The following is a 23,986-nucleotide window of genomic DNA, read 5'->3' on the forward strand; positions in this document are numbered from 1 at the left end:
GGTAACACCATGGTGGTCGCCGCGAGATGGGTTTTCGTATTGCTGCTGCTGGGCAACATCGCCTTTTTTGCCGCGATGCAACTGCCGCAGAACAAGTCAGGCAGCGAAGCGCTGGCCAGCCACGCCCCCTTCCATGCCGAAAAAGTTCGCCTCATCGCGGAAGATGATGCTCCGGCTGCGAGCCCTGCACAGCCGGCTGCCGCCCCCGTTGCACCGCGGGTCTGCCTGGAGTGGGGCCTGTTCGCCGACCAGGAACTGGCCAAAGCAAAGGCCGCCCTGGAACCGTTGAAACTGGGTGACAGCGACATCAGCGTACGCAGCGCCCCGGCAAAGAGCAGCACATACTGGGTCTATATTCCTCCACTGAAATCGAAGCAGGACGCCAGCAAGAAAGTGGAAGAACTCAAAGGATTGGGCATTCAGGACAGTTTCGTGATGCAGGACGACAACCAGTGGCGCTATGCCGTATCGCTCGGTGTGTTTTCGACGCAGGAAGCGGCGGATAAATATCTCGTCCAGATTCGCGAAAAGGGCGTGAAATCGGCGAAAGCCACGCCGCGCAACCAGGAAAGCGGCCACTCCAGCATGATTATCAGATCCGCTGGCGCGAACATTGAAGCGGAACTGGTCAAGCTCAAGCAGGACTTCCCGGCCACCGAACTCAAAGCCGTGCCCTGCCCGCAATAAGCAGCCCCGCTAGCCCCCTGCTACTCTTCCATCTTCTTGTGCGCCCCGTCGCAAAATGGGGTTTTCGCACTTGCTTTACAGCCGCACAACCAGACCTTGGTTTTTTCGCCCAGGGTAAACTTTTGCGGTGCGAATCCGCTGCCTTTATGCGCGCCGTCGCAGAACGGCTGCGTGGTGGATTTGCCGCATGAACACCACCAGTAGTCGCCGGCTTCCAGTTCCATGGCGTAAGGCGCGCGCTGGGCGCAGACGGGTTTGCTCATATTCAGGTCCTTTGGGTTAAAAAACGTTTACTTCACTGGCCCTGCAAAAACCCGGCTCTTGGGCAAACCCAGGCCGAGGAAAAACTGCTCCGCGACCGACAGCGCCGATTCAGGACCGGCAACGTAAATATCGCTGAGCTTCACATCGGGATGCTCGTCCACGATCCCCTGCAAGGTGGCGCGCAGCATGTCCGTGCGCTTGCCGCTGACGGCCCGCAAATCATAGCCCGCCACCAGCGCCGAGAAATGAAAATTATCCAGGGCGTCGGCCCATGCGCGGCCGACATTCGGCAAGTAGATATTTTCGGCCTCCGACCCGATCCAGTACAGGTGCATGGCCTCGGCGGCGTCCAGCGACAGGGCGTGTTCGATCAGGCTCTTGATCGGGGCGAAGCCGGCGTCGAAGGCGATGAAGTAGAGCGGGCGCGGCGATTTTTCGTGCAGGATGAACTCGCCCTGCGGTCCCTCGACATCCACCACATCGTTGCTCTTGAGGCGGTTGAACACGTAATCAGAAAACAGGTTGCCGGGCATGCGGCGCACATGAAACAGCAGGTTGCGGTCGTCGCAGGGACAACTGGCGACGGGCAGTTCGGCGCTCAGGGACTTGCCCACCTGGAGCGTGACGTACTGCCCGGCGAGGAAGCGCAGGCGCCGGGTGCGCGGGGTCTGCAGATGCAGCAGCACCATGTCGGGCGCCAGCGCTTCGACCGACTTGACCCGGGCGTCGATCTGCTGAAACGGGATATCCTGCACGCCGCCCGCCACCGGCGCTTCGATGTCCACATCGCTGACTGCGGTGTTGCTGCACAGCAGGATATAGCCCTGGTTCTTCTCCGCTTCGGGGATCACGTAGTCGTGGTGGCGTACTTTCTTGATCTGCCCGGACACCACCCGCGCCTTGCACAGGCCGCAATTGCCGCCGCTGCAGCCGTAATTGAGCGGCACCCCGGCGCGCAGCGCGGCTTCGAGCAAGGTGTCCTGGCCTTCGAGGAAGAAATCGTGGCCGCTCGGCAGCACGCGCACGTGCGCCGCCATGACGCGCAAAATGCTGTCCCTTACCGCCAGGGGGTTGGGGTAGCCCGGCTCCATCGCCGCGCCGACCTCGTCCTTTAGCCAGATTTTGAGGCCTACCACTGTGGCTTTGACCTCGTCTTTGCATTGCCCTTCGATTTCGCTCAATTTACCTCGCAATCGGTCGAGCAGGATATTCAGCTGCCGGACCTGTGTCTGACTGTTCGCCAGTGCCGTGCTCAACTCGGTGACCCTGGCGGCGAGCACTTCCGCTTCCGGTAGCGCGCGCTCGAACACGCGCTTGCCGAAGGCCCGTTCCTTGATGTAGGAAACCCGGTCGAACTCGGTATTGTCTTCCAGTTGCGCGCCGGGGTAAGCGGCCAACAGATCGTCCACCGTCACCATCCCGTCGAAGGAAGACAGTTCGCCGTTCTGGATTCTTTTCTGCAGTTCGCCCCGCGTTACTCCCACGAGACGCCCGGCTCTTGAAAGGCTCATCAAAATCTGGGGCATGGAAACCTCCTTCAAGCAGAAACCGTTGCCCACATCTTGACTCAAATGCCAAACGCCCTCAATACCCTCAAACTGGGTCCATGAGCGGCAAAAATCAATCCAGGCCAGACCGATTCGTCTAGAATAAGTAGACATACCTAAGTAAATTTAGTGGAAAACGGCATTGAACCCGGACCAATCCAAGCTCGCCAGCGACACCATCGCACTGCAAAGGCTCAATCGCGCCCTGCTGACCACGTTGCGTTGCAGCGAGGTGCTGGTGCACGCCACGGAAGAGATCGAGCTGCTGCAGGACATGTGCCGCATCATCGTCGAGGTGGGCGGCTATCGGCTCGCCTGGGTCGGCTACGCGGTGTTCGGCGAGGGGAAATCCGTCTGCCCGGTGGCGCACCATGGCTTCGACGCGGGCTACCTGGAAAACGCCTCGATCACCTGGGCGGACACGGAACGCGGCCGCGGCCCCACCGGCACGGCGATCAGGACAGGCGAGCCGCAAATCAACCAGAACTTCGCCAGCAACCCCCGCATGGACCCGTGGCGCGATTCAGCCCTGAAACAAGGCTACGAATCGAGCATTGCCTTGCCGCTTAAAGACAAAAAAACGGTTTTCGGGGCGATCACCATTTACGCCGCGGAGCCTGACGCCTTCAACAGCCAGGAAATCGAACTACTGACGAAACTGGCCGACAACCTGAGCTATGGCATAGCCGCCTTGCGCACGCGCGCCGAGCATGCCCTGGCCATCAAGGAACTGCAGCTGGCCGCCAAGGTGTTCGAGGAAAGCAACGAGGGCATTCTGATCTCCGACGCCGAGAACAGGATACTGGCCGTGAACAGGCGTTTCAGCGAGATCACCGGCTACCGGGAGGATGAGGTCGTCGGGCGCAATCCGAGCATCATCCGCTCGGATCGTCACGACGCCGGTTTCTTCGAAGACATGTGGACCACCATCAACGAAACCGGGCACTGGATGGGGGAAATCTGGAACCGGCGCAAGAACGGCGAGGTTTTCCCGGTGCTTCAGTCCATCAGCGTGATCCGCGACCGGCATGGCATCCTGACCAACTACCTCGGCGTATTTGCCGATATCACCAACAGCAAGGAGAGTGAGGAGCGCATCCTCCACCTGACCAACTTCGACGCCCTGACGGGTCTGGCGAACCGCGGGCTGCTCATCGACCGCATGAACCAGGCCATCATCCATGCGCGGCGCGCCCAGCGCCTGGTAGCGGTGATTTTCCTCGACCTCGACCGCTTCAAGCTGATCAACGAGGGGCTCGGCCACGCCGCCGGCGATGCGTTGCTCAAGGAGGTCGCGGAGCGCATTTCCGGCTTTGTGCGCCCCGGCGACACCGTGGCGCGGCTGGGCGGGGACGAGTTCGTGGTGGTCCTGTCGGACATGGCCGGCGAGGACGACGCCGCATTGCTGGCGCGCGAGCTGATGCGCGTGCTTGCCGTGCCGACGACGGTGGCCGGGCAGGACATCGTGGTGACCGCCAGTCTGGGCACGGCGCTTTTCCCCAAGGACGGCGATGCGGCCGAAGCGCTGCTGGAGAACGCCGACGTGGCGATGTACCGCGCCAAGGAACTGGGCCGCAACAGCGTCCAGTTCTACGCCCCGGAAATGAACGCGCGCATGCTCGAACGCCTGGAACTCGAAGCCGGGCTGCACCGCGCGCTGGAACAGCATGAATTCCTGCTGCACTACCAGCCCAAGGTGGAGCTCGAACGTGGCCGCGTGATCGGCGGCGAAGCGCTGATCCGCTGGCGCCACCCGGTGATCGGCATGATCGCTCCCGGCGATTTCATTCCTCTGGCCGAGGAAACCGGCCTCATCGTCCAGATCGGCGAGTGGGTGATCGAGACTGCCTGCCAGCAGATCAAGGCGAGGCAAACCGCCGGATTAGCCGAGGTCAGCATTTCCGTGAACCTCTCCGGCCGCCAGTTCCAGCAGGAAAACCTGGTCCAGCTGGTGAAGCAGGCGTTGGCACAGAACGACGTCGCGGCGCAACACCTCGAACTGGAGGTCACCGAAAGCGCGATCATGCAGAACCCGGAGCGAACCATCGCCATCCTGCGCGAACTGAAAGAAGTCGGCGTAAAGCTCTCGCTGGACGATTTCGGCACGGGCTATTCCAGCCTGAACTACCTCAAGCGCTTCCCCATCGACACCCTGAAAATAGACCGCTCATTCGTGCGCGACATCACCTCAAACCCGGAAGATGCTGCCATCACCAACGCCGTGATCTCCCTGGCGCACAGCCTGAAGCTCAGCGTGATTGCGGAAGGCGTCGAAACCGAGGCGCAGCTGGAATATCTGCGCCGCAACCAGTGCGACCAGATGCAGGGCTTCCACTTCAGCCGCCCGCTGCCGCCCGAGGATTTTGCCGAGATGTTGCGCAGCGGCCGCACCCTGGCGCTCGGGCAAACAGCCAAGGACGAAAAAACGCGCACCCTGCTGATCGTCGACGACGAACCCAATATTCTCTCGGCGCTGCAGCGCCTGCTGCGGCGCGACGGCTATCGCATCCTGAAGGCGGGCAGCGCGGCGGAAGGATTCGAATTGCTGGCGCTCAACGAGGTGCAAGTGATCATTTCCGACCAGCGCATGCCGCACATGAGCGGCACCGAGTTCCTGAGCCGGGTCAAGGAGATGTACCCCGACACCATCCGCCTGGTGCTGTCGGGCTATACCGACCTGAAATCGATCACCGACGCGATCAACCAGGGGGCGATCTTCAAGTTCCTGACCAAGCCCTGGGAGGACGATGCACTGCGCGAACGCGTCCACGACGCCTTCGTTTTCCAGGAATCGAAGCGCAAAGAGAACCAGTAAACCCGCGAGCAACACCGCGCAACGCCGCCCCGGCGATACAATGAACACCCCGCAACCCGATCCCCGGCAATGACTCACGACCCTCACCCGCTCCCCTCGAACAGCGCCGATCCTCATCCCGAAACCCTGCGCCAGGAAGCCGCGCGTTGCGTCGCCTGCGGGCTGTGTCTGCCGCACTGCCCGACCTACCGCAAGACGCTCAACGAGGCGGACTCCCCGCGCGGACGCATTTTCCTGATGGCAGCGTTGCTGGAGCACAAGCTTCCCCTGTCGCCGGAACTCGTCGCTCATCTGGACCTGTGCCTCGCCTGCCGCGCCTGCGAAAACGCCTGCCCGTCCCAAGTGCGCTACGGCCAGCTGGTGGACGGCGTGCGCGCCCTGATCGAACCCGAACGGCAGCGCCCCATGCGCCAACAAGCGCTGCGGCGGGTGCTGTTCAGGACGCTGGCGCACCCGCGCCTGTTGCAGAGTGCCGGCGGTGTGCTGCGCGTCTATCAGCGCTCCGGCCTGCAAAGTCTGGCGCGCAAGTCGCGCCTGCTCGAAGCCCTCGGCCTGGACCGCGCCGAGGCCCGCCTGCCGCCGCTGTCGGCGCCGCCCCGCAGCGGCATGCATCCCGCCCACGGGACGACGCGCGGCACGGTGGGGTTGTTCCTCGGCTGCGTGGCGCGCATGAGCGATGCGGAAACCCTGCATGCCGCCGTTTTCGTGCTCAACCGGCTGGGTTACGCGGTGCAGGTTGCGCCTCGGCAAACCTGCTGCGGCGCGCTGCACGAGCTCAGTGGCGAGCGTGAAACCGCGCAGCGCCTGGCGCAGGAAAACCGCGCCGCTTTTGCCGCGCCGGAATTGCTGGCCATCGTTCACGCGGCATCGGGCTGCGGCGCCACGCTGGCCGAATACACCCCGCCGCTCGCCGCGCCGGTGCTCGACATCAGCGCTTTCCTCGCCACCGCGCAAGGCTGGGAGCAGGTCGAACTGGCGCCGCTGGCGCACAACATCGCGGTGCATGAACCCTGCCTGAGCCGCAACGTGCTGCACGACCAGGACGCCGCCTACGCGCTGCTGCGGCGGATTCCCGCCGCCACCGTCGCGGCGCTGGCCGGCAACGATCAGTGCTGCGGCGCGGCGGGAATTTACGCACTGACCCAGCCGGAAATGGCGGCGCAGCTGTTGCGTGATAAAATCGACGCCATCAAGGCAAGCGGCGCGCACATCATCGCCACTTCCAACCCGGGTTGCGCCATGCATCTCGCCGACGGCCTGAAGGCCGAGGGGTGGAGCTTGGAAGTGCTGCATCCGGTAACGTTAGTGGCAAGGCAAATGGGATATCCCAAATGATCCGAAAAAACAGTTAGCCACAGAGAACACAGAGTTCACAGAGAAAAACCGCCCTATCTCTGTGAACTCTGTGTTCTCTGTGGCCTGAAGTGAGGTATTGCAAAATGATTCCACTGGATAAACTGGTCATCGAATTCGACAAGGGCCTGCGCACCCTGTTCGCGCCCGCGCCGACCCTGCGCCCTCTGCCGGGCAACGATTTGCCCGACGCCGAGCTGAGCACGGAGGAGAAACAGCGCACCGTTTCCCTGATGCGCGTCAATCACTGCGGCGAAATCTGCGCCCAGGCGCTGTACCAGGGCCAGGCGCTCACGGCGCGCAACGAGGAAGTGAAAGCCGCGCTGGTGCAGGCAGCGTGGGAAGAGACCGAGCACCTCAACTGGACCGAAACCCGCATCAAGGAACTGGGCGGGCGCACCAGCTTCCTCAATCCGCTGTGGTACACCGGCTCCCTCGCCCTCGGCGCGCTGGCCGGCGCACTGGGCGACAAGTGGAATCTCGGCTTCCTGGCGGAAACCGAGCACCAGGTGGAACAGCACCTGGAAAGCCATCTCGGACGCCTGCCGCAGCAGGACGAAAAAAGCCGCGCCATCCTGGAACAAATGAAAATCGACGAGATCCAGCACGCCAACACGGCGCTGGAACATGGCGGCGCCCCGCTCCCGCTGCCGGTCAAGGCGGCGATGAAGCTGTCCTCCAAAATCATGACCAGAACGGCGTACTGGATTTGAAAACAGCAAACTTCGCGGAAAATCTCGCCAATCTGGGCAGCATCGACGCCTACGCCAAGCTCGAACTGATCGACGCCGCCGGCAGCACGGTTGCATGCATCGAGAACAAACCGGGCAGCCAGGGCTCCCTCAAGGTATACCGCCACCTTGCAGCAAAATGGGGCGCCATCAACCCGGACGCAGCCGCGGAAGGCGTGCAGCTCTATGCCGAGCACACGGAAGACGCGCGCCGCAATCCCGGCAAGCATCCCAACATCGACCGCCTGTTCGACATCGTCGCCAGCGGCTCAGTGTATTCGGTGCAGCTCACCCCCGCAGTTTCCGCCTGAGGCATTCGTGAAAAAAATCATTCTGATCGTGGCCGCGCTCGCCGCCGTCGCCTTGGCCACCGCGCTGCTGCGCCCCTCGGGCAGCAAACCCGGCGCGCAGGCCATCACCGGCCTGCCGTGGCAAATCGAAATCCTGCCGGACGGCCATTCGAAAGTGTTCGGCCTGACCCTCGCCGCGAGCACCCTGGGGGATGCGCGCCAGCGTTTCGGCAGCGATATGGAAGTGGCGCTGGTCGCCGCCCCGGGAGAGGCGGGCTCGCTGGAAGCCTATTACAACCAGGTCACGGCCGGCGTGCTGACCGGCAAGATGATCCTGACCGCCGCGCTGGACAAGGAATCCGTCGAACGCATGCGGCAGAACGCGGTAAGAAAAGGCCGCATGGAAAGCACCACGCGCAAATTCAGCCTCAGCGCGGAAGACCTGGCGCAAGCCTACGCCACCCCGATCGAAAGCATCACCTTCATCCCCTCCGCCAGCTTCGATGCAGACATTGCCCTGAGCCATTTCGGCCAGCCGGCGGAACGCATCCGCAGCTCCGCGCAAGTGGAAAACCTGCTCTATCCCGCCAAGGGCCTGTCCCTGACGCTCGACAGCGAGGGCAAGGAAGTGCTGCAGTACGTGACGCCGCAGCAGTTCGCGCGCTTGCGCGACCCGCTGTTAAAGCACCACTGATTTATAACCCGGATTGGCCGGCTCACCGCCGGCCGGGTAGGAACCCTTACGCCGCAATCCCCTGACTCAGCAGATAGTCTTCGTAGTTGCCGATGTGGTGGCGGTAGCCGCCCTTGCCGTCCAGTTCCAGGATCTGCGTCGCCAGCGAGGAGACGAACTGGCGGTCGTGGCTGACGAAAATCAGCGTGCCCTTGTATTGCTCCAGCGCCATGTTGAGCGCCTCGATGGTTTCCATGTCCATGTGGTTGGTCGGCTCGTCCATCACTAGCACGTTGGGGCGTTCGAGCAGCAGCTTGCCGTACAGCATGCGGCCTTTCTCGCCGCCGGACAGCACGCGCACCGACTTCTTCGAATCGTCGCCGGTGAACAGCAGGCGGCCCAGGGTGGCGCGGATGATCTGGTCGTCGTCGCTTTTGCGTCCGTGCCGCTCCATCCACTCGAACAGGGTCATGTCGTGCTCGAACTCGGCGTGGTGGTCCTGGGCGAAATAACCGATCTTGGCCTTGTCCGCCCATTTCACGTCGCCCTGGTCCGGCTCGGTCTCGCCCACCAGGGTTTTCACCAGCGTGGTTTTACCCGCGCCGTTGGGGCCGATGATGGCGAGGCGCTGGCCGGCGTCGAGCAGCAGGTTGAGGCCGTGGAACAGCACCTTGTCGAAGCCCTTGGCGACGTCCAGCAGTTCCACCGCCTTGCGGTGGAGCTTTTCGCGGTCGTCGGTTTCGAAGCGGATGTAGGGGCTCTGGCGGCTGGAAGGCTTGACCTCGACAATGCCGTCCTTGAGCTTGTCGGCTTGCCGCGCGCGGCTGGTGGCCTGACGCGCCTTGGAAGCATTGGCGGAGAAGCGCGCCACGAAGGCGTTCAACTCGACGATCTGTTCCTTCTTCTTGGCGTTGTCCGTCAGCATGCGCTGGCGCGCCTGGGTCGCGGCGATCATGTACTCGTCGTAGTTGCCGGGATAGATGCGGATGGTGTTGTAATCCAGGTCCGCCATGTGGGTGCACACGCTGTTGAGGAAGTGGCGGTCGTGGGAAATGATGATCATGGTGCTGGAACGCGCGTTGATCACGTCCTCCAGCCAGCGGATGGTGTTGATGTCGAGGTTGTTGGTGGGCTCGTCCAGCAGCAGGATGTCCGGGTCGGAAAACAGCGCCTGCGCCAGCAGCACGCGCAGCTTGAAGCCGGGCGCCACTTCGCGCATCGGGCCGGTGTGCAGTTCGAGCGCGATGCCCACGCCCAGCAGCAGTTCGCCGGCGCGCGATTCGGCGGTGTAGCCGTCCAGCTCGCCGAACTGGGTTTCCAGGTCGGCGGCGCGCATGTAGTCGTCCTCGGTGGCTTCCGGGTTGGCGTAGATGGCGTCTTTTTCTTCCTTCACCGCCCACAGTTCGGCGTTGCCCATCATCACCACGTCGAGCACGATATTGTCCTCGTAGGCGAACTGGTCCTGGCGCAATTTGCCGAGGCGCTCGCCCTGGTCGATGGAAACGTTGCCCCCGGAAGGCTCCAGGTCGGCGCCGAGAATTTTCATGAAAGTGGACTTGCCGCAACCGTTGGCGCCGATCAGGCCGTAGCGGTTGCCTTCGCCGAACTTGACGGAGACGTTCTCGAACAGGGGCTTGGCCCCGAATTGCATGGTGATGTTGGCGGTGGAGATCAAAAGGGGGTGTCCTATGGAAATTCGTTTTTCAATCACAACATTATAAACCATGCACCCATAGTCACGAATTCCCTGTCTTCCATTACAATCGGCAAATCATGGTCCCTCACCTCACTACCGCCCTCACCGGCCCGCTGCTCGCACTCGAACAGCACATCCTCGACGCCCAGCCGCGTATCGAACAATGGTTCCGCGCCAAATGGCAGGAGCACGACGCGCCGTTCTACGCCTCGGTGGACCTGCGCAACGCCGGCTTCAAGCTGGCGCCGGTGGACACCAACCTGTTTCCCGGCGGGTTCAACAACCTGAATCCCGAGTTCATGCCGCTATGCGTGCAAGCGGCCATGTCGGCGGTGGAAAAGATCTGCCCCGATGCGCAGCGTTTCCTGCTCATCCCGGAAAACCACACGCGCAACACCTTCTACCTGCAGAATGTGGCGCGGCTGGCCAGCATCCTGCGCCACGCCGGGCTGTACGTACGCATCGGCACCATGCTGCCGGAAATCACCGCACCCACGGTGCTGGACCTGCCCGACGGCCAGACCCTGACCCTGGAGCCGATCCAGCGCGAAGGCAACAAGCTCAAGCTGGACGGCTTCGACCCTTGCGCCATCCTGCTCAACAACGATCTGTCGGCCGGCATACCGGACCTGCTCAAAGGGCTGAAACAGCCGGTGTTTCCGCCGCTGCACGCCGGCTGGGCGACGCGGCGCAAGACCCATCACTTCAGCGCCTACGACCAGGTCGCCGCGGAATTCGCCACCATCATCGACATGGACCCGTGGCTCATCAACCCCTATTTCAGCGATTGCCGCCAGATCAATTTCAGCGAGCGCCAGGGCGAGGAATGCCTGGCCACCCAGGTGGACGAACTGCTCGGGGACATCCGGGAGAAATACCTCGAATACGGGGTGAAGAACGACCCCTTCGTCATCGTCAAGGCCGACGCCGGCACCTACGGCATGGGCATCATGACGGTCAAGGACGCGTCCCAGGTCAAAGGCCTCAACCGCAAGCAGCGCAACAAGATGTCGGTCATCAAGGAAGGCCAGCAGGTCAGCGAGGTCATCATCCAGGAGGGCGTCTACACCTTCGAGAGCATCAACGAGGCGGTGGCCGAGCCGGTGGTGTACATGATGGACCACTTCGTGGTGGGCGGCTTCTACCGCGTCCACACCGGGCGCGGCCAGGACGAGAACCTCAACGCGCCCGGCATGCAGTTCGTGCCGCAGGCGTTCGAAACTTCCTGCACCCTGCCCGACTGCGCCGCCGGGCCTGACACCCCGCCCAACCGCTTCTACGCTTACGGCGTGGTGGCGAGGCTGGCGCTGCTGGCGGCATCGATCGAGCTGGAAAACACCCGGCCGTGAGCGCCTGACGGCTCTCCGCGAAAAGACGCAAAATGGGCCTGATCAGTCGCGTTTTACGCCATTATCTGAAACAGAAACCCATCCGCTCGCACCAGGCCGAGATCGACACGGCCATCGAGCAGCTGTTCTACGAAATCAACCCGCGCCTGCGTTTCCTTCCCGGTTACCGCGAGAAGCTCGGCAGGCCGGTGTGGCACACGCTGAAGCACATTCATCACGTGATCGACAACATCGCCGGCCCGGTCGACGCCGCGGCGCGGCAATGGGATTCGACGCCGCTGCTGCGCGCCATGTTCGCGAACAGCACCGACATGGCAAAGCTGTTCGACCGCGACCCCGCGCTGCGCAACGGCATTGCCGCAACGCCACCCACAGACAACATCCACGTCGTAATCGCCGCCACCATGCAGGTCCGCAAGGTGCTGGGCATGGCGATGCGCGGCGACATGATGCAACGGGACGTTCCCCAGACGCAGATCAGCTTCACCGACCACCGCATCGTCGCCTTCGCCGACAGCGACGGCGGCCTGCGCGAGAAGCTGAAAGCCTACGCACTGGAGTTCGTCGCACACAAAGTGCTGGCCGACATTGCCGCCCAACGCTCGGAGTGCGAGGACCTGGAACAGGGCCTGGCGCTGCTGCGCGCCCGCATGCGGATGAAACTGCGTCAGGACAGCGGCAAAGCCTGCCTGTGCGACCGCATCGAATACAGCGCCGGCGAACTGGATGAAATCCGCGCCCAGATCACGGAGAAGGAAACCCGCCTGAGCCAGACCGCCATCCATCAGCCCACGCTGGAATATTTCATGGACCAGTTGCTGCTGGTGCTGAACAGCGTGGAAAAACTACTCCAGATTCATCAAGTGTCGCTGCATCTCGACACCATGAACATATTGCTCGAGAAAGCGGACGCGGAGACCGTGCAGCCGATCGAACTCACCGAAATCCTGCGCGCCGGCCAGCCCGCCAGAATCATGCTGATCGCCCGCGTGCCGTGCGCCGAGGCGCTGGCCCACGAGGACATGACAACCAGAATCGACGAGGCGCTCAAGTGGCTGTGAGCGCGTGGCTCAATAGGCTAGACATCGGATGCTTTGTGGGTTATCTCAGCGTTCGTCGAGATACCATTCGTTCGATGTCGTGAATACGAATTGAGACATCTAACATAGAGATCCGGCCTGCATGGCTCTTCGTGCAGGTCAGGTTAAGCGCTAGGTTGGGCATGGCGTTGCCGCCAAAAAAGATAGGCTGCCGCGCTTACCAAGGCGAGCACAAATAAGCAGTATGCAACCACACTACTCCAAAAGGCTTCCGGTTCCTTGGAGAGCAGAATTGTCCGGGGCGCATGACGCGTTAGCTCTAAAATTTCACCGGTGAGCAGGCCCCATATTAGGTGAACGGCGAAAACAACAGCGAAGGCAAAAAGTATATGTGGCTCCGAACGCCCCCAGAAACTTAACGCCGCCAGACCGAGGAAAAATGCGGCGCCGACAAGCAAGACCAAAGACTGCTCTGGGCTCTTGATCGAGGCAAAGATAAGGAACAGCCCAATAAGCATTGCTGCGATGCGAACAGCCCAGGAACTCATAGTAGTGCCCAACGAATGAAAGAGGCCTCCCCGTCCCGAGGGCTTGCCCGGCCGAGTAAGGCGAAAGCCAACATCATCACCACCAGCCGGTGTCCTTTATAACCATCTTCTTGTAGTAATCAATATTCGCGCGAACCGCAAAAATTGCACCTACGCCGTAGCCGAGCGACCTGGATAGCGAACCGTACCCGAGGTAATCCAGTATGAGGCTCAGGACAACGACGGCGAGCACACAGACCGCGAACAGGGCCATGCCTCTTTTCCACATCCCTTTTGCCATGTAGTAAAAAGGGCCGAAGAGGAATGCGAGCACGTTGAAAGCAGCCTTGCGCCTGTCGCTCGCTGGCAGGCTCTTCAGGTGCGGAAGCTTCGCACCCCCGGCACGCGCGATAACCTTGAAGCGATCTTTCCATGTTTGCGACACCGGGAGGCTATCGATCTCGGAAATTTCCCGATTGGCGTCATCTACATCGGCAACAGGCGGGGCATAGGGATTTTGCGCTTGCATCGTATTTCCTTATGATTGGATGACCAGAATTTGCGCTTCGAAACCTGGCGCAATTATGTCAATCGGATTTAACGCCGGATTCACCTTCAATGCAAGCAGCATCCGAGCGCCTTCGGACCGCGCATTTCAGCGTTTCCCCTGAAAGAATGGCGGTTAACCGGAAAGGCTCTGACCCGCGCGTCCTGCTTAACTTTTTTATCTGCGGCGGTTTTGGGCATAGAATTGCCTGACTGAACGAGCAGCCCACTGGATATGTAAATTGAAACTCGCCATCATTCTCGACCCGCTGGAAAGCATCAAAACCTACAAGGATTCGACCTACGCCGTGATGCGCGAGGCGCAGGCGCGCGGCCACGAGCTTTACGTCATGGAGCAGCACGAGCTGATTCTGGACGAGGGGAAGGTCAGGGCCCATGCGCGCAGACTCGATATGGTCGCCGACGAGCTCGACTGGTACACGCTGGGAGAACCGGCCTGGCGCGAGCTGAGCGATTTCGACGTGACGCTGATGCGCAAGGACCCGCCGTTCGACATGGAGTACATCTACAGCACCTACCTGCTGGAGCTGGCGGAAAGCCAGGGCGCGCGCATCCTCAACCGGCCCGAGGCGGTGCGCGACTTCAACGAGAAGCTGTCCACGGCCAAGTTCCCGCAGTTCATGCCGCCCACACTGGTGACGCGCCAGCAGGACCTGATCCGAGACTTCATCGACAAACACGGCGACATCATCCTCAAGCCGCTGGACGCCATGGGCGGCAGCAGCATATTCCGCATCCAGCGCCACGACCCGAACCTCAACGTGATCATCGAGACCATGACGCAGCTGGGCAGCCGGACCGTCATGGCGCAGCGTTTTATCCCCGAAATCGCGCAGGGCGACAAGCGTATCCTCATCATCGACGGCGAAGCCGTGCCGTACGCGCTGGCGCGCATCCCCAAGGCGGGCGAAACGCGCGGCAACCTCGCGGTCGGCGGCAAGGGCGTGGCCCAGCCGCTCTCGGCGAACGACTGGAAAATTGCCGACGCACTGGGGCCCCGGCTCAAGGAACTGGGCCTGTTCCTGGTGGGACTGGACGTGATCGGCGATTACCTCACCGAAATCAACGTCACCAGCCCCACCGGATTCCAGGAAATCACCGCCCAGAGCGGCTTCAACGTGGCGGGGATGTTCGTGGAAGCGCTGGAGAAGAGCGTGGGCGGGGAGCGGTAAGCAGTGAACAGAAGAACCTTTCTTTTTCCGCTCACCGTTCTCTGCTTGCTGCTCACCACTTTTCTCGCCGGCTGCGGCAAGGAGCCGCTCTACCAGCAGCAGAGCTATGTCTTCGGCACGCTGGTGGAAGTCACCATTTACGGCGAGAAGGACGAGCGCGCCCGGCAGCTGACCGGGCAGGTGCTGGCCGATTTCGACCGCCTGAATGCCGAACTCCACGCCTGGAAGCCCAGCACCCTGAGCCGGATGAACGAAACCTTCGCCCGCGCGCCGGACAGGGCGGCGACCCCGCCCGGCATGGCGCCCATGCTGCAGGATTCCGCCCGGCTGTCCGAACAGTCCGGCGGGCTGTTCAACCCGGCCATCGGCAACCTGATCCGGCTCTGGGGGTTCCAGAACGACGAGTTCAAGCCGCTGCAGCCCGACCCGGCGGAAATCGCCCGGCTGGTCAAGGCGAACCCGAAAATGTCGGACATCGTGTTCGAGGGCGGCGATTATTACAGCAAGAACCCGGCGGTCAGGCTGGATCTCGGCGGTTACGCCAAGGGCTATGCGCTGGACGCGGCGGCGGATTACCTGCGCGCGCAGGGGGTAAAGAATGCCCTGGTCAACATCGGCGGCAACATCATCGCCCTGGGCAGGCACGGCGACCGGCCCTGGCAGGTGGGCATCCGGCACCCGCGCAAATCCGACGCCATCGCCACGCTGGAATTGAACGACGGCGAAGCGGTGGGCACCTCGGGCGATTACCAGCGTTACTTCGAGCTCGGCGGCAAGCGCTACTGCCACATCATCGACCCGCGCACCGGCTATCCGGCACAGGGCGTGCAGGCGGTGACGGTGCTGATCCCCAAGGGCCGGAATGCGGGCGTGCTATCGGATGTGGCGTCCAAGCCGCCCTTCATCACGGGAAAGAACGGCTGGCGCGAGGCGGCAAGGAAAATGGGGGTGGAAGAGGCGATGCTGATCGACGACAAGGGCGAGGTGTACCTGACTGCGGCCATGAAAAAACGCATTTCCTTTCTCGATACCGGGCTGAAACTGCACGAATCGCCCTGAGCAGAGTAAAATGCCTTCTTTTTTCCGGCAGCACCAGGAACCCTGATGATCGGTATTCTTATCGTCGCCCACGGCGCCTTGGGCGAAAGTCTGATTCACTGCGCCAGTCACGTCATGGGCAGCCGCCCGCTCAATCTGCAACAACTCGGCGTCACCATTCACGACGACCCGGTGGCGATCCTGCCCCAGGCCAGGGAACTGGTGCAGCAGCTCGACCAGGGCGACGGCGTCCTGATCCTGACCGACATTTACGGCGCCACGCCCACCAACATCACCTGCCGCCTGCTCGAACCGGGCCGGGTGGAAGGCATCGCGGGCGTCAACCTGCCGATGCTGGTGCGGGCGCTCACCTATCGCGACGAACCTCTTGCCACCGTGGTGGAGAAAGCCCTTTCCGGGGGCCACGACGGCATCATCAACACCACTATGGAAGTCTGCAATGTTGCAACGGGATATCGAGATCATTAACAAGCTGGGGCTGCATGCGCGCGCCTCGGCCAAACTCACGCAAGCCGCCAGCCAGCACAAGAGCCAGATCTGGCTCAGCCGCAACGACAAGCGCGTCAACGCCAAGAGCATCATGGGCGTGATGATGCTGGCCGCCAGCAAAGGAACGACCATCGGCATCGAAACCACGGGCGAGGACGAAGAACAGGCGATGCAGGCCATGGTCGACCTGATCAACGGCAAGTTCGGAGAAGACGAATGAGGGTTAGCTATCAGCTATCAGCTATCAGCGTTCAGCCATCAGCGTTCAGCCATCAGCGGGGGGCCCTGTGAGCTTTACCATGCATGGCGTCGCCGTCTCGGGCGGCATCGCCATCGGTCATGCTCACCTCATTTCGCACGTCGGCCTCGACGTGCCGCAGTACGGCCTGCTCAAGGCGCAGATCCCGGAAGAAATCGCCCGTTTCGACGCCGCCATTCAGGCCACGCTGCAGGAGCTCAAGGAACTGCGCAGCAACATTCCCGCCAGCGCACCGGCGGAATTCGATGCGTTCCTCGACCTGCACATCCTGATCCTGAGCGACCCGACCCTTTCCACCGTTCCCAAGGAACTGGTCGAAACCCAGCGCGTCAACGCCGAGTGGGCGCTGAAGCAGCAGATGGACACTCTGCTGGCGCAGTTCGACCAGATCGAGGACGACTACCTGCGCGAGCGCAAGGCCGACGTGGTGCAGGTAGTCGAGCGCGTGCTGAAATCCCTGCTCGGCCACGCCACCCTGCACACCCTCGGCACCACCAGCCCGGACCAGACCAGCATCCTGGTGGCGCACGACCTGTCCCCCGCAGACATGATGCTGTTCAAGCAGCACCAGTTCGCCGCTTTCGTCACCGATGTCGGCGGCACCACTTCGCATACCGCGATTCTTGCGCGCAGCCTCAACATCCCCTCGATCGTGGCGCTGCATCACGCGCGCAGCCTGATCCGCGAACGCGAGCTGGTGATCGTGGACGGCTCGCAGGGCATCGTCATCGTCAACCCCGACAAGACGGTGCTGGCAGAGTACAAGCTGCGCCAGAGCCAGTGGGAGCTGGAGAAACAGAAGCTCAAGCGCCTTAAGACCACGCGCGCCACCACGCTGGACGGCACGGAAGTGGAGCTGCACGCCAACATCGAGTTGCCGGAAGACATCGCCGACGTGAAAGCCAACGGCGCCACGGGGATCGGGCTGTTCCGCAGCGAATTCCTGTTCCTCAACCGGCGCGACCTGCCCGGCGAGGAAGAGCAATTCCTGGCCTACCGCAAGGTAGCAGAGGAAATGCACGGTTTCCCGGTCACCATCCGTACCCTGGACCTGGGCGCGGACAAACAGCTGTTCGGCTCCGAGAACACCAGCGCCAACCCGGCCCTCGGCCTGCGTGCCATCCGCCTGTGCCTGGCCGAACCGCAGCTGTTCCATGCGCAGCTGCGCGCCATTCTGCGCGCCTCGCACTACGGCAAGATCAAGCTCCTGATCCCCATGCTCTCGTCCCTTACCGAGCTCAACCAGGCATGCCATCTCCTCGCGCACGCCAAGCAGAGCCTGGACGACGAAAACATTCCCTACGATGCCAACATGCCCCTCGGCGGCATGATCGAGATCCCCGCCGCGGCGCTGGCAGCGCACATTTTCGCCAAGCACCTGGATTTTCTTTCCATCGGCACCAACGACCTGATCCAGTACACCCTCGCCATCGACCGCACCGACGACAGCGTGGCGCACCTCTACGATCCGCTCCATCCTTCGGTGCTGCAGCTGATCTCCTACGCCATCAAGAGCGCGGACAAGGCCGGCATACCGGTCTCGGTGTGCGGCGAAATGGCGGGCGACGTCAGGCTGACCCGCCTGCTGCTGGGCCTCGGCCTGCGCCAGTTTTCCATGCACCCGGCCCATCTGCTGGCGGTCAAGCAGCAGATCCTGCGCACCAACCTGCCGGAATTGCCGTCGCTGGTGAACCGCATGCTCAAGACCGAAGAACCGGAAAGAATGCACATGCATCTGGCGCGCTTGAATTCGTAGCGGTCAGCTAGTCAGCCTTCAGCTATCAGCACTCAGCACTCAGCCAACCCAGCTGATGGCTGACAGCTGTCAGCTAATCATTGCAGCCCCCGCCTAAAATCGCGATAATCGGCCCGATCATGTCCAAGCCCACAACCGTAGGCGTCGTCACGCCGCAAACCGCACGCTTCGAATCTCCGCTGACGCTGAAAAGCGGCGCAACCCTGCCGTCGTACGAGCTGGTGTACGAAACCTACGGCACGCTCAACGCCGACAAGTCCAACGCAGTCCTGATTTGCCACGCGCTGTCCGGCAACCATCACGTAGCGGGCTATCACTCCGAGCACGAAAAACGCCCGGGCTGGTGGGACAACATGATCGGGCCGGGCAAGCCGATCGACACGGAGCGCTTTTTCGTCATCGGGCTCAACAACCTGGGCGGCTGCCACGGCTCCACCGGCCCTTCCAGCATCAACCCCCACACCGGCAAGCCGTTCGGTGCGAGCTTCCCGGTGGTCTCGGTGGAAGACTGGGTGGAAACCCAGGCGCGGCTGGCCGACCGGCTCGGCATCCACCAGTTCGCCGCCATCGTCGGCGGCAGCCTGGGCGGCATGCAGGTGCTGCAGTGGAGCGTGAACCACCCCGACCGCCTGCGCCACGCGCTGGTGATCGCCGCCGCGCCCAAACTCACGGCCCAGAACATCGCCTTCAACGACGTGGCGCGCCAGGCCATCCTCACCGACCCGGACTTCCACGGCGGCGACTATTACGCTCACGGCGTGGTGCCGCGCCGCGGCTTGCGCATCGCGCGCATGCTGGGCCACATCACCTACCTGTCGGACGACGCGATGGGCGAAAAATTCGGCCGCATGCTGCGCTCCGGCGCCTACAACTTCGGCTACGAGGTGGAGTTCGAGATCGAGTCCTACCTGCGCTACCAGGGCGACAAGTTCGCCGACAGCTTCGACGCCAACACCTACCTGCTGATGACCAAGGCGCTGGACTATTTCGACCCCAGCCACCACCACGGCCACAGCACGCTGAGCGAGACCATGCGCGCCGCCCGCGCCCGGTTCCTGGTGATTTCCTTCTCCACCGACTGGCGCTTTTCTCCCGCGCGCTCGCGCGAAATCGTCAAGTCGCTGCTGGATAACAATCTCGACGTGAGCTACGCGGAAATCACCGCCGCCCACGGCCACGACGCTTTCCTCATGGAAGACCCGCATTACCATAACCTGGTGCGGGCTTATATGGAGCGGATCACGGGGGAGAAGGCGGCATGAACATGGAAAATGCCAAAGTGCGGCACGATTTCGCCACCATCGCGGCGTGGGTCAAGCCCGGCTCGCGCGTGCTCGACCTCGGCTGCGGCGACGGCACCCTGCTGAAATACCTCAAGGATAGCCGCCAAGCTCACGGCTACGGCGTCGACATCAAGGACGCCAACATCCTGGCGTGCGTGAAAAAAGGCCTCAACGTGATCCAGAACGACCTGGATGCGGGCCTGTCCGGCTTCGAGGCGGGATCTTTCGATCACGTGATCCTGTCGCAAACCCTGCAGGCGATGAAGCACATCGAGCAGGTGATCGCCGAAATGCTGCGCGTCGGCAAGGAAGCCATCGTCGCCTTCCCCAACTTCGGCTACTGGCGCCACCGCGTGCAGGTGCTGCAGGGCCGCATGCCGGTGTCGCCCAATCTTCCCTACCAGTGGCACGACACCCCCAACATCCACCTCTGTACGCTCAAGGATTTCGAGGCATTCTGCGCCACGCACGGCATCCGCATTCTGGAGCGGGTGGTGATGGACGGTGAGCGGGAGATCGGCCTCCTGCCCAACATCAGGGGCAGCGTCGCGGCGTACCGGATCGAACGCGGCTAAGCTCATTGCGAGCACACTTTGATGTGTGCCGTTAGCGAGTTATCTGAAAATTTTCTGGTATAGTCGCCAAGTTTTCCGGGCACAATTATCTGGCATATAAGTCAAAGCCGGGACCAGTGGAGGTCTTCCGGCGTGCAATGGGAGCACAGCGATGCCAGCACACCTAAGCCCCGCCAGCAATTATCTGGGGGGTAAGTTTCTCAAATACCTGCTATTTCTTATTCCGGCACGGCGCAACTCCTTTCGCCAGTATTTTTACGCTTTTGCACTTACGATGATTGCCCTCCTGGCGCGCATGGCGTTTGCCCCCCTCGAAGGAGGTGTTCAATATGTAACCTTCTTTCCGGCGGTAGCGCTTTCCGCCGTGATTGGCGGACTCTGGCCGGGGCTGTTCTCCGCATTGATTGGCATGGTTCTGGCTACCTATCTGTTCTGGCCGCCGTACAAGATGTTCTCGTTTGATTTCCAGCAGGGAATGCTGGTGTCGAATGCGGTGTTCATATTCGACGCCATCCTGGTGTGCTCATCCATCGAGGCGATGCACCGCTATTATCACAAGTTTGTTGAACTGCTGGACGCACACAAAAAAGCGGAGGAGGAATTGCGACTTGCCGATCAACGCAAAGACGAATTTCTCGCCATGCTCGCCCATGAATTGCGCAACCCGCTGGTGCCCATCCGCAATGCCGCCCACATTATCGGCCGACTGGGGTTGGACGAGCCCCGGATCAAGTGGGCACAGGGGGTTATCGAGACCCAAGTGACCCACCTCACTCGTATCGTGGATGACCTGCTGGATGTCTCCCGCATCGTGCGTGGCAAAATCACCCTCAAGAAGGAAGACGTTGAATTTTCCGACCTGGCGAACCAGGTACTTGAAACGGCACGAACTTTTGTGGAGTGCAAGGGACACCAGATCATCGTTAATTTGCCCACAGATTCCGTCTGGTTGGACGCAGATCCTGTTCGCCTCTCACAGGTTTTGTTGAACTTGCTGGACAATGCGGCCAAGTACACCCCTGATAACGGGACAATCTGGTTCGACGCCAGTGTGAAGGGGAAAGAACTCGAGATTCAGGTGCGGGACAATGGCGAAGGCATTTCGCCAGACCTGATGAACAGAATATTCGATATTTTCCAGCAGGGGGAACGCTCTGCGGATCGCGCAAAGGGAGGTCTTGGCATCGGGCTCACCCTGGTGCGGCAAATGGTCGAAATGCACGGCGGACGGGTGGAAGCACGCAGCGACGGGCCGGGTCATGGTTCGACCTTTATCATCTGGTTACCTGTCAAAGTCACACCCATCAATCGCGCGCTTTCGCCGCGTGGAACGTGAGCAAAATGGCTGCCAGCATCAGGATTCTGGTGGTAGATGACGATCATGCTATCGCCGATAGCATGGCCGTATTGCTGGACCTGGAAGGCTTCAATGCGCGCATCGCTTATACGGGTCAAGAAGCCCTGGAACTGATCCTGGAGTTCAAGCCACAAGTGGTGCTGTTGGATATCGGACTCAAGGGCATGGATGGTTTTGAAACAGCAAAGCGACTGCGTGCACTGCCTGAGGGACGAGACCTCTATTTGGTGGCCTTAACAGGCTATAGCGACGCAAAAACCAGGGAATGCGCGCTGGAATCCGGCTGCGATAATTTTCTGACCAAACCAATGGGGTGGAGTGATCTGAGCCGGGTGTTGGCCGAGGCGCCGTTATAACGAAGCCAGCGCCACCCGCGCCAACCCCCAGGCGCCGAATCCCGCCACCAGCAAGCCGGCCATGCGGCGCACCCAGATGTTTTTCGTCAATACCTGCAATTGCTGGGCAAACAGGCCCATGGCGATGAGGTTGGGCAAGGTGCCGAGTCCGAAGGCCAGCATGGTCGCCGCGCCCGAATAAGCGCTGCCGCTTGCCAGCGCGGAAATCAGCACGCTGTACACCAGTCCGCACGGCAGCCAGCCCCACAGCGCGCCGAGCGCGAAAGCCTGGGCCGGGCGGCGCACCGGCAGAAAACGTTTCGAGAATGGCTGCAGGCGCCGCCACAACCGTACACCGAGGCGTTCGATCTGGGTCACCGCCTGCCAGACGCCGGCGAGATAAAGCCCCAGCGCCACCAGCATCAGGTTGGCGACGACGTACAAACCCTGTTGCACCGGCCAGAAGCCCTTGAGCAGCAAGGTACTGGCGCCCACCGCGCCGGCGATGGCGCCGGCGATGGCGTAGCTCAGGATGCGTCCGGCGTTGTAGGCGAAGTGATAGCTGAAGCGCGTCCCCTGCCCCGGCAACTGCAGGGAAATCGCGGCCACGATGCCGCCGCACATGCCGACGCAATGGGTGCCGCCCAGCAGGCCGACGAGAAATACCGCGAAAAGACTCTGTTCCAACATGGGCGCCATTGTGACACAGCACCCTGTTTCCGGTAAGGTAGCGGGCTTTGGCGCGTCACCCGATAAGCTTTAGGCCACAGAGATCACAGAGAGCACAGAGAAGGGGTGGAGCACCCTTTCCCTGTCCATTCACGCTTGGTAACGGCCAAATTCAACCCTTTGTTTTTCTCTGTGATCTCTGTGTCCTCTGTGGCTAATTGCCATTTTTAGGATAAAAAAATGTTGCGCGAAGTCATTTTCAACCGGCGCATGCTGATCTGCATTTTCACCGGCTTCAGTTCCGGCCTGCCGCTCTACATTCTCATCAGCCTGCTGCCGGCCTGGTTACGTTCCGAGCAGGTGGACCTCAAGGCCATCGGTCTGTTCGCACTGATCCAGCTGCCTTTCACCTGGAAATTCATCTGGTCGCCGCTCATGGACCGCTTCGCCTTCCCGCATCTGGGGCGCCGCCGCGGCTGGATGCTGGCGACCCAGCTCGCCCTGCTGCTGTCCCTGCCGCTCTTCGGCTGGTTCGACCCCCAGCTGGATTTATGGAGCATCGCCTACCTGGCAGCAGCGGTCGCTTTCTTCTCCGCGTCGCAGGACATCGTGCTCGACGCCTTCCGGCGCGAAATCCTGCTGGATGTAGAACTGGGCCTGGGCAACGCCATCCACGTCAACGCCTATCGCATCGCCGGCCTGGTGCCCGGCTCGCTGTCGCTGATCCTGGCCGACCACCTGCCGTGGAGCAGCGTGTTCTGGATCACCGCCCTGTTCATGCTGCCCGGCGTCGCCATGACCCTGATGTCCGGCGAACCCGAGCGCGCCAAGGGCTCTCCGCGCACCCTGCGCGAGGCCATAGTGGAACCCTTCCACGAATTCATCACCCGCTCGGGCTGGCGGCAGGCGTTGCTGGTGCTGTCCTTCATTTTCTTTTACAAGCTGGGCGACAGCATGGCCACGGCGCTGGCCACGCCGTTCTACCTCGACATGGGCTTCAGCAAGACGGAGATCGGCCTGATCGCCAAGAACGCCGGGCTGTGGCCCGCCATCATCGGCGGGCTGCTGGGCGGGCTGTGGATGGTCAGGCTCGGCATCAATCGCGCCCTGTGGCTGTTCGGCGTGGTGCAGGCGGTGGCGATCCTGGGCTTCGCCCTGCTGGCGCAAACGGGCCACGACCTGCCGCTGCTCGCCGGAGTGATCGGCTTCGAGGCGCTGGGCGTGGGGCTGGGCACGACGGCCTTCGTCGCCTTCATCGCCCGCGCCACCCACCCGCTCTATACCGCCACGCAGTTCGCCCTGTTCACCAGCCTGGCGGCGGTGCCGCGCACCCTGTTCAATTCCGCCACCGGCTACCTGGTGGAACAGCTGGGGTGGGTCAGCTTCTTCCTGTTATGCACCGTGCTGGCGCTGCCCGGCATGCTGTTGCTGGTGAAAGTGGCACCGTGGAACGGCGAGCAAAACCCGCAACCGTGACATTGCCCATGGCATGC

At 61.9% G+C, this 23,986-nt stretch carries 24 protein-coding genes; 18 read left to right on the top strand and 6 right to left on the bottom strand.

Annotated elements, in window-relative coordinates; translation table 11 throughout:
• The first annotated feature begins 9 nt into the window (after positions 1-9).
• The gene (locus tag SKTS_RS17860; RefSeq protein ID WP_173068316.1) at positions 10-687 is read left to right on the top strand and encodes an SPOR domain-containing protein; all 678 of its coding nucleotides are present in this window, start codon (positions 10-12) and stop codon (positions 685-687) included.
• 20 nt (positions 688-707) lie between these two features.
• On the opposite strand, the gene SKTS_RS17865 is transcribed toward SKTS_RS17860, so the two are convergent.
• Together SKTS_RS17865 and SKTS_RS17870 are read right to left on the bottom strand one after the other, a co-directional pair.
• On the bottom strand, positions 708-950 hold the full coding sequence (locus SKTS_RS17865; protein ID WP_173068319.1) for a CDGSH iron-sulfur domain-containing protein: 243 nt from the start codon (positions 948-950) through the stop codon (positions 708-710).
• 27 nt (positions 951-977) lie between these two features.
• Positions 978-2,477, bottom strand: coding sequence for a 2Fe-2S iron-sulfur cluster-binding protein (locus tag SKTS_RS17870; protein WP_173068322.1), 1,500 nt, complete (start codon positions 2,475-2,477; stop codon positions 978-980).
• Between the two features lie 163 nt (positions 2,478-2,640).
• Between SKTS_RS17870 and SKTS_RS19145 the strand changes: the two genes are divergently transcribed.
• From SKTS_RS19145 to SKTS_RS17895, 5 genes are all read left to right on the top strand, one after another.
• Positions 2,641-5,313, top strand: a complete 2,673-nt coding sequence (locus SKTS_RS19145; RefSeq protein WP_173068325.1) for an EAL domain-containing protein — start codon at positions 2,641-2,643, stop codon at positions 5,311-5,313.
• A 69-nt stretch (positions 5,314-5,382) separates the two neighbouring features.
• Positions 5,383-6,648 carry a (Fe-S)-binding protein gene (locus tag SKTS_RS17880; protein WP_173068327.1) on the top strand — a complete coding sequence of 422 codons (1,266 nt, stop codon included), beginning with the start codon at positions 5,383-5,385 and terminating at the stop codon, positions 6,646-6,648.
• Positions 6,649-6,752: 104 nt separating this feature from the next.
• Complete coding sequence (gene coq7 / locus SKTS_RS17885) at positions 6,753-7,379, top strand: 2-polyprenyl-3-methyl-6-methoxy-1,4-benzoquinone monooxygenase (RefSeq protein WP_173068330.1); 627 nt, start codon at positions 6,753-6,755, stop codon at positions 7,377-7,379.
• Positions 7,376-7,708, top strand: a complete 333-nt coding sequence (locus SKTS_RS17890) for a DUF2322 family protein (RefSeq protein WP_198420394.1) — start codon at positions 7,376-7,378, stop codon at positions 7,706-7,708. Before coq7 ends, SKTS_RS17890 begins: the two co-directional genes overlap by 4 nt.
• A 7-nt stretch (positions 7,709-7,715) precedes the next feature.
• Positions 7,716-8,381 carry a hypothetical protein gene (locus tag SKTS_RS17895; RefSeq protein ID WP_173068333.1) on the top strand — a complete coding sequence of 222 codons (666 nt, stop codon included), beginning with the start codon at positions 7,716-7,718 and terminating at the stop codon, positions 8,379-8,381.
• Positions 8,382-8,427: 46 nt separating this feature from the next.
• Here the strand turns inward: SKTS_RS17895 and SKTS_RS17900 are convergent, their stop codons facing one another.
• Positions 8,428-10,035: an ABC-F family ATPase gene (locus SKTS_RS17900; protein ID WP_198420395.1), complete on the bottom strand. Its 1,608-nt coding sequence runs from the start codon at positions 10,033-10,035 to the stop codon at positions 8,428-8,430.
• Positions 10,036-10,133: 98 nt separating this feature from the next.
• On the opposite strand from SKTS_RS17900, the gene gshA reads away from it, so the two are divergent.
• The gene (gene gshA / locus SKTS_RS17905; protein WP_173068338.1) at positions 10,134-11,405 is read left to right on the top strand and encodes a glutamate--cysteine ligase; all 1,272 of its coding nucleotides are present in this window, start codon (positions 10,134-10,136) and stop codon (positions 11,403-11,405) included.
• A 32-nt stretch (positions 11,406-11,437) separates the two neighbouring features.
• Positions 11,438-12,466 (top strand): hypothetical protein, encoded by a 1,029-nt coding sequence (locus SKTS_RS17910; RefSeq protein WP_173068341.1) that lies wholly within the window; start codon positions 11,438-11,440, stop codon positions 12,464-12,466.
• A gap of 143 nt (positions 12,467-12,609) precedes the next feature.
• Here SKTS_RS17910 and SKTS_RS17915 read toward each other — a convergent pair whose 3' ends face one another.
• The gene (locus SKTS_RS17915; RefSeq protein WP_173068344.1) at positions 12,610-12,993 is read right to left on the bottom strand and encodes a hypothetical protein; all 384 of its coding nucleotides are present in this window, start codon (positions 12,991-12,993) and stop codon (positions 12,610-12,612) included.
• Between the two features lie 76 nt (positions 12,994-13,069).
• A complete protein-coding gene (locus tag SKTS_RS17920) occupies positions 13,070-13,501 on the bottom strand; it encodes a DUF2628 domain-containing protein (protein WP_173068347.1) in 432 nt (143 codons plus the stop codon).
• 259 nt (positions 13,502-13,760) lie between these two features.
• Here SKTS_RS17920 and gshB point away from each other — a divergent pair, with 259 nt between their 5' ends.
• The 9 genes from gshB (at position 13,761) to SKTS_RS17965 (ending at position 21,845) form a co-directional block, all read left to right on the top strand.
• Positions 13,761-14,711, top strand: a complete 951-nt coding sequence (gshB, locus tag SKTS_RS17925) for a glutathione synthase (protein WP_173068350.1) — start codon at positions 13,761-13,763, stop codon at positions 14,709-14,711.
• Between the two features lie 3 nt (positions 14,712-14,714).
• Positions 14,715-15,770 (top strand): FAD:protein FMN transferase, encoded by a 1,056-nt coding sequence (locus SKTS_RS17930; RefSeq protein ID WP_173068352.1) that lies wholly within the window; start codon positions 14,715-14,717, stop codon positions 15,768-15,770.
• A gap of 45 nt (positions 15,771-15,815) precedes the next feature.
• Positions 15,816-16,238: a PTS sugar transporter subunit IIA gene (locus tag SKTS_RS17935; protein WP_173068355.1), complete on the top strand. Its 423-nt coding sequence runs from the start codon at positions 15,816-15,818 to the stop codon at positions 16,236-16,238.
• Positions 16,210-16,479 carry an HPr family phosphocarrier protein gene (locus tag SKTS_RS17940; RefSeq protein ID WP_173068358.1) on the top strand — a complete coding sequence of 90 codons (270 nt, stop codon included), beginning with the start codon at positions 16,210-16,212 and terminating at the stop codon, positions 16,477-16,479. The genes SKTS_RS17935 and SKTS_RS17940 overlap by 29 nt, the downstream gene beginning before the upstream one ends.
• A gap of 67 nt (positions 16,480-16,546) precedes the next feature.
• Positions 16,547-18,274, top strand: coding sequence for a phosphoenolpyruvate--protein phosphotransferase (ptsP, locus tag SKTS_RS17945; RefSeq protein WP_244617388.1), 1,728 nt, complete (start codon positions 16,547-16,549; stop codon positions 18,272-18,274).
• Between the two features lie 119 nt (positions 18,275-18,393).
• Positions 18,394-19,536, top strand: coding sequence for a homoserine O-succinyltransferase MetX (metX, locus tag SKTS_RS17950; RefSeq protein ID WP_173068361.1), 1,143 nt, complete (start codon positions 18,394-18,396; stop codon positions 19,534-19,536).
• Positions 19,533-20,132 (top strand): methionine biosynthesis protein MetW, encoded by a 600-nt coding sequence (gene metW / locus SKTS_RS17955; RefSeq protein WP_173068364.1) that lies wholly within the window; start codon positions 19,533-19,535, stop codon positions 20,130-20,132. The genes metX and metW overlap by 4 nt, the downstream gene beginning before the upstream one ends.
• A gap of 151 nt (positions 20,133-20,283) precedes the next feature.
• The gene (locus SKTS_RS17960; protein ID WP_173068367.1) at positions 20,284-21,468 is read left to right on the top strand and encodes a sensor histidine kinase; all 1,185 of its coding nucleotides are present in this window, start codon (positions 20,284-20,286) and stop codon (positions 21,466-21,468) included.
• Between the two features lie 5 nt (positions 21,469-21,473).
• Positions 21,474-21,845 carry a response regulator gene (locus SKTS_RS17965; protein ID WP_173068370.1) on the top strand — a complete coding sequence of 124 codons (372 nt, stop codon included), beginning with the start codon at positions 21,474-21,476 and terminating at the stop codon, positions 21,843-21,845.
• Here SKTS_RS17965 and SKTS_RS17970 read toward each other — a convergent pair.
• Complete coding sequence (locus tag SKTS_RS17970; RefSeq protein WP_173069424.1) at positions 21,840-22,514, bottom strand: sulfite exporter TauE/SafE family protein; 675 nt, start codon at positions 22,512-22,514, stop codon at positions 21,840-21,842. The two genes, SKTS_RS17965 and SKTS_RS17970, sit on opposite strands and share 6 nt — an antisense overlap.
• A gap of 219 nt (positions 22,515-22,733) precedes the next feature.
• Between SKTS_RS17970 and SKTS_RS17975 the strand changes: the two genes are divergently transcribed.
• Complete coding sequence (locus tag SKTS_RS17975; RefSeq protein ID WP_173068373.1) at positions 22,734-23,969, top strand: AmpG family muropeptide MFS transporter; 1,236 nt, start codon at positions 22,734-22,736, stop codon at positions 23,967-23,969.
• The last annotated feature ends 17 nt before the right edge of the window (positions 23,970-23,986 follow it).

This window comes from Sulfurimicrobium lacus (assembly GCF_011764585.1).
Lineage (GTDB): Bacteria > Pseudomonadota > Gammaproteobacteria > Burkholderiales > Sulfuricellaceae > Sulfurimicrobium > Sulfurimicrobium lacus.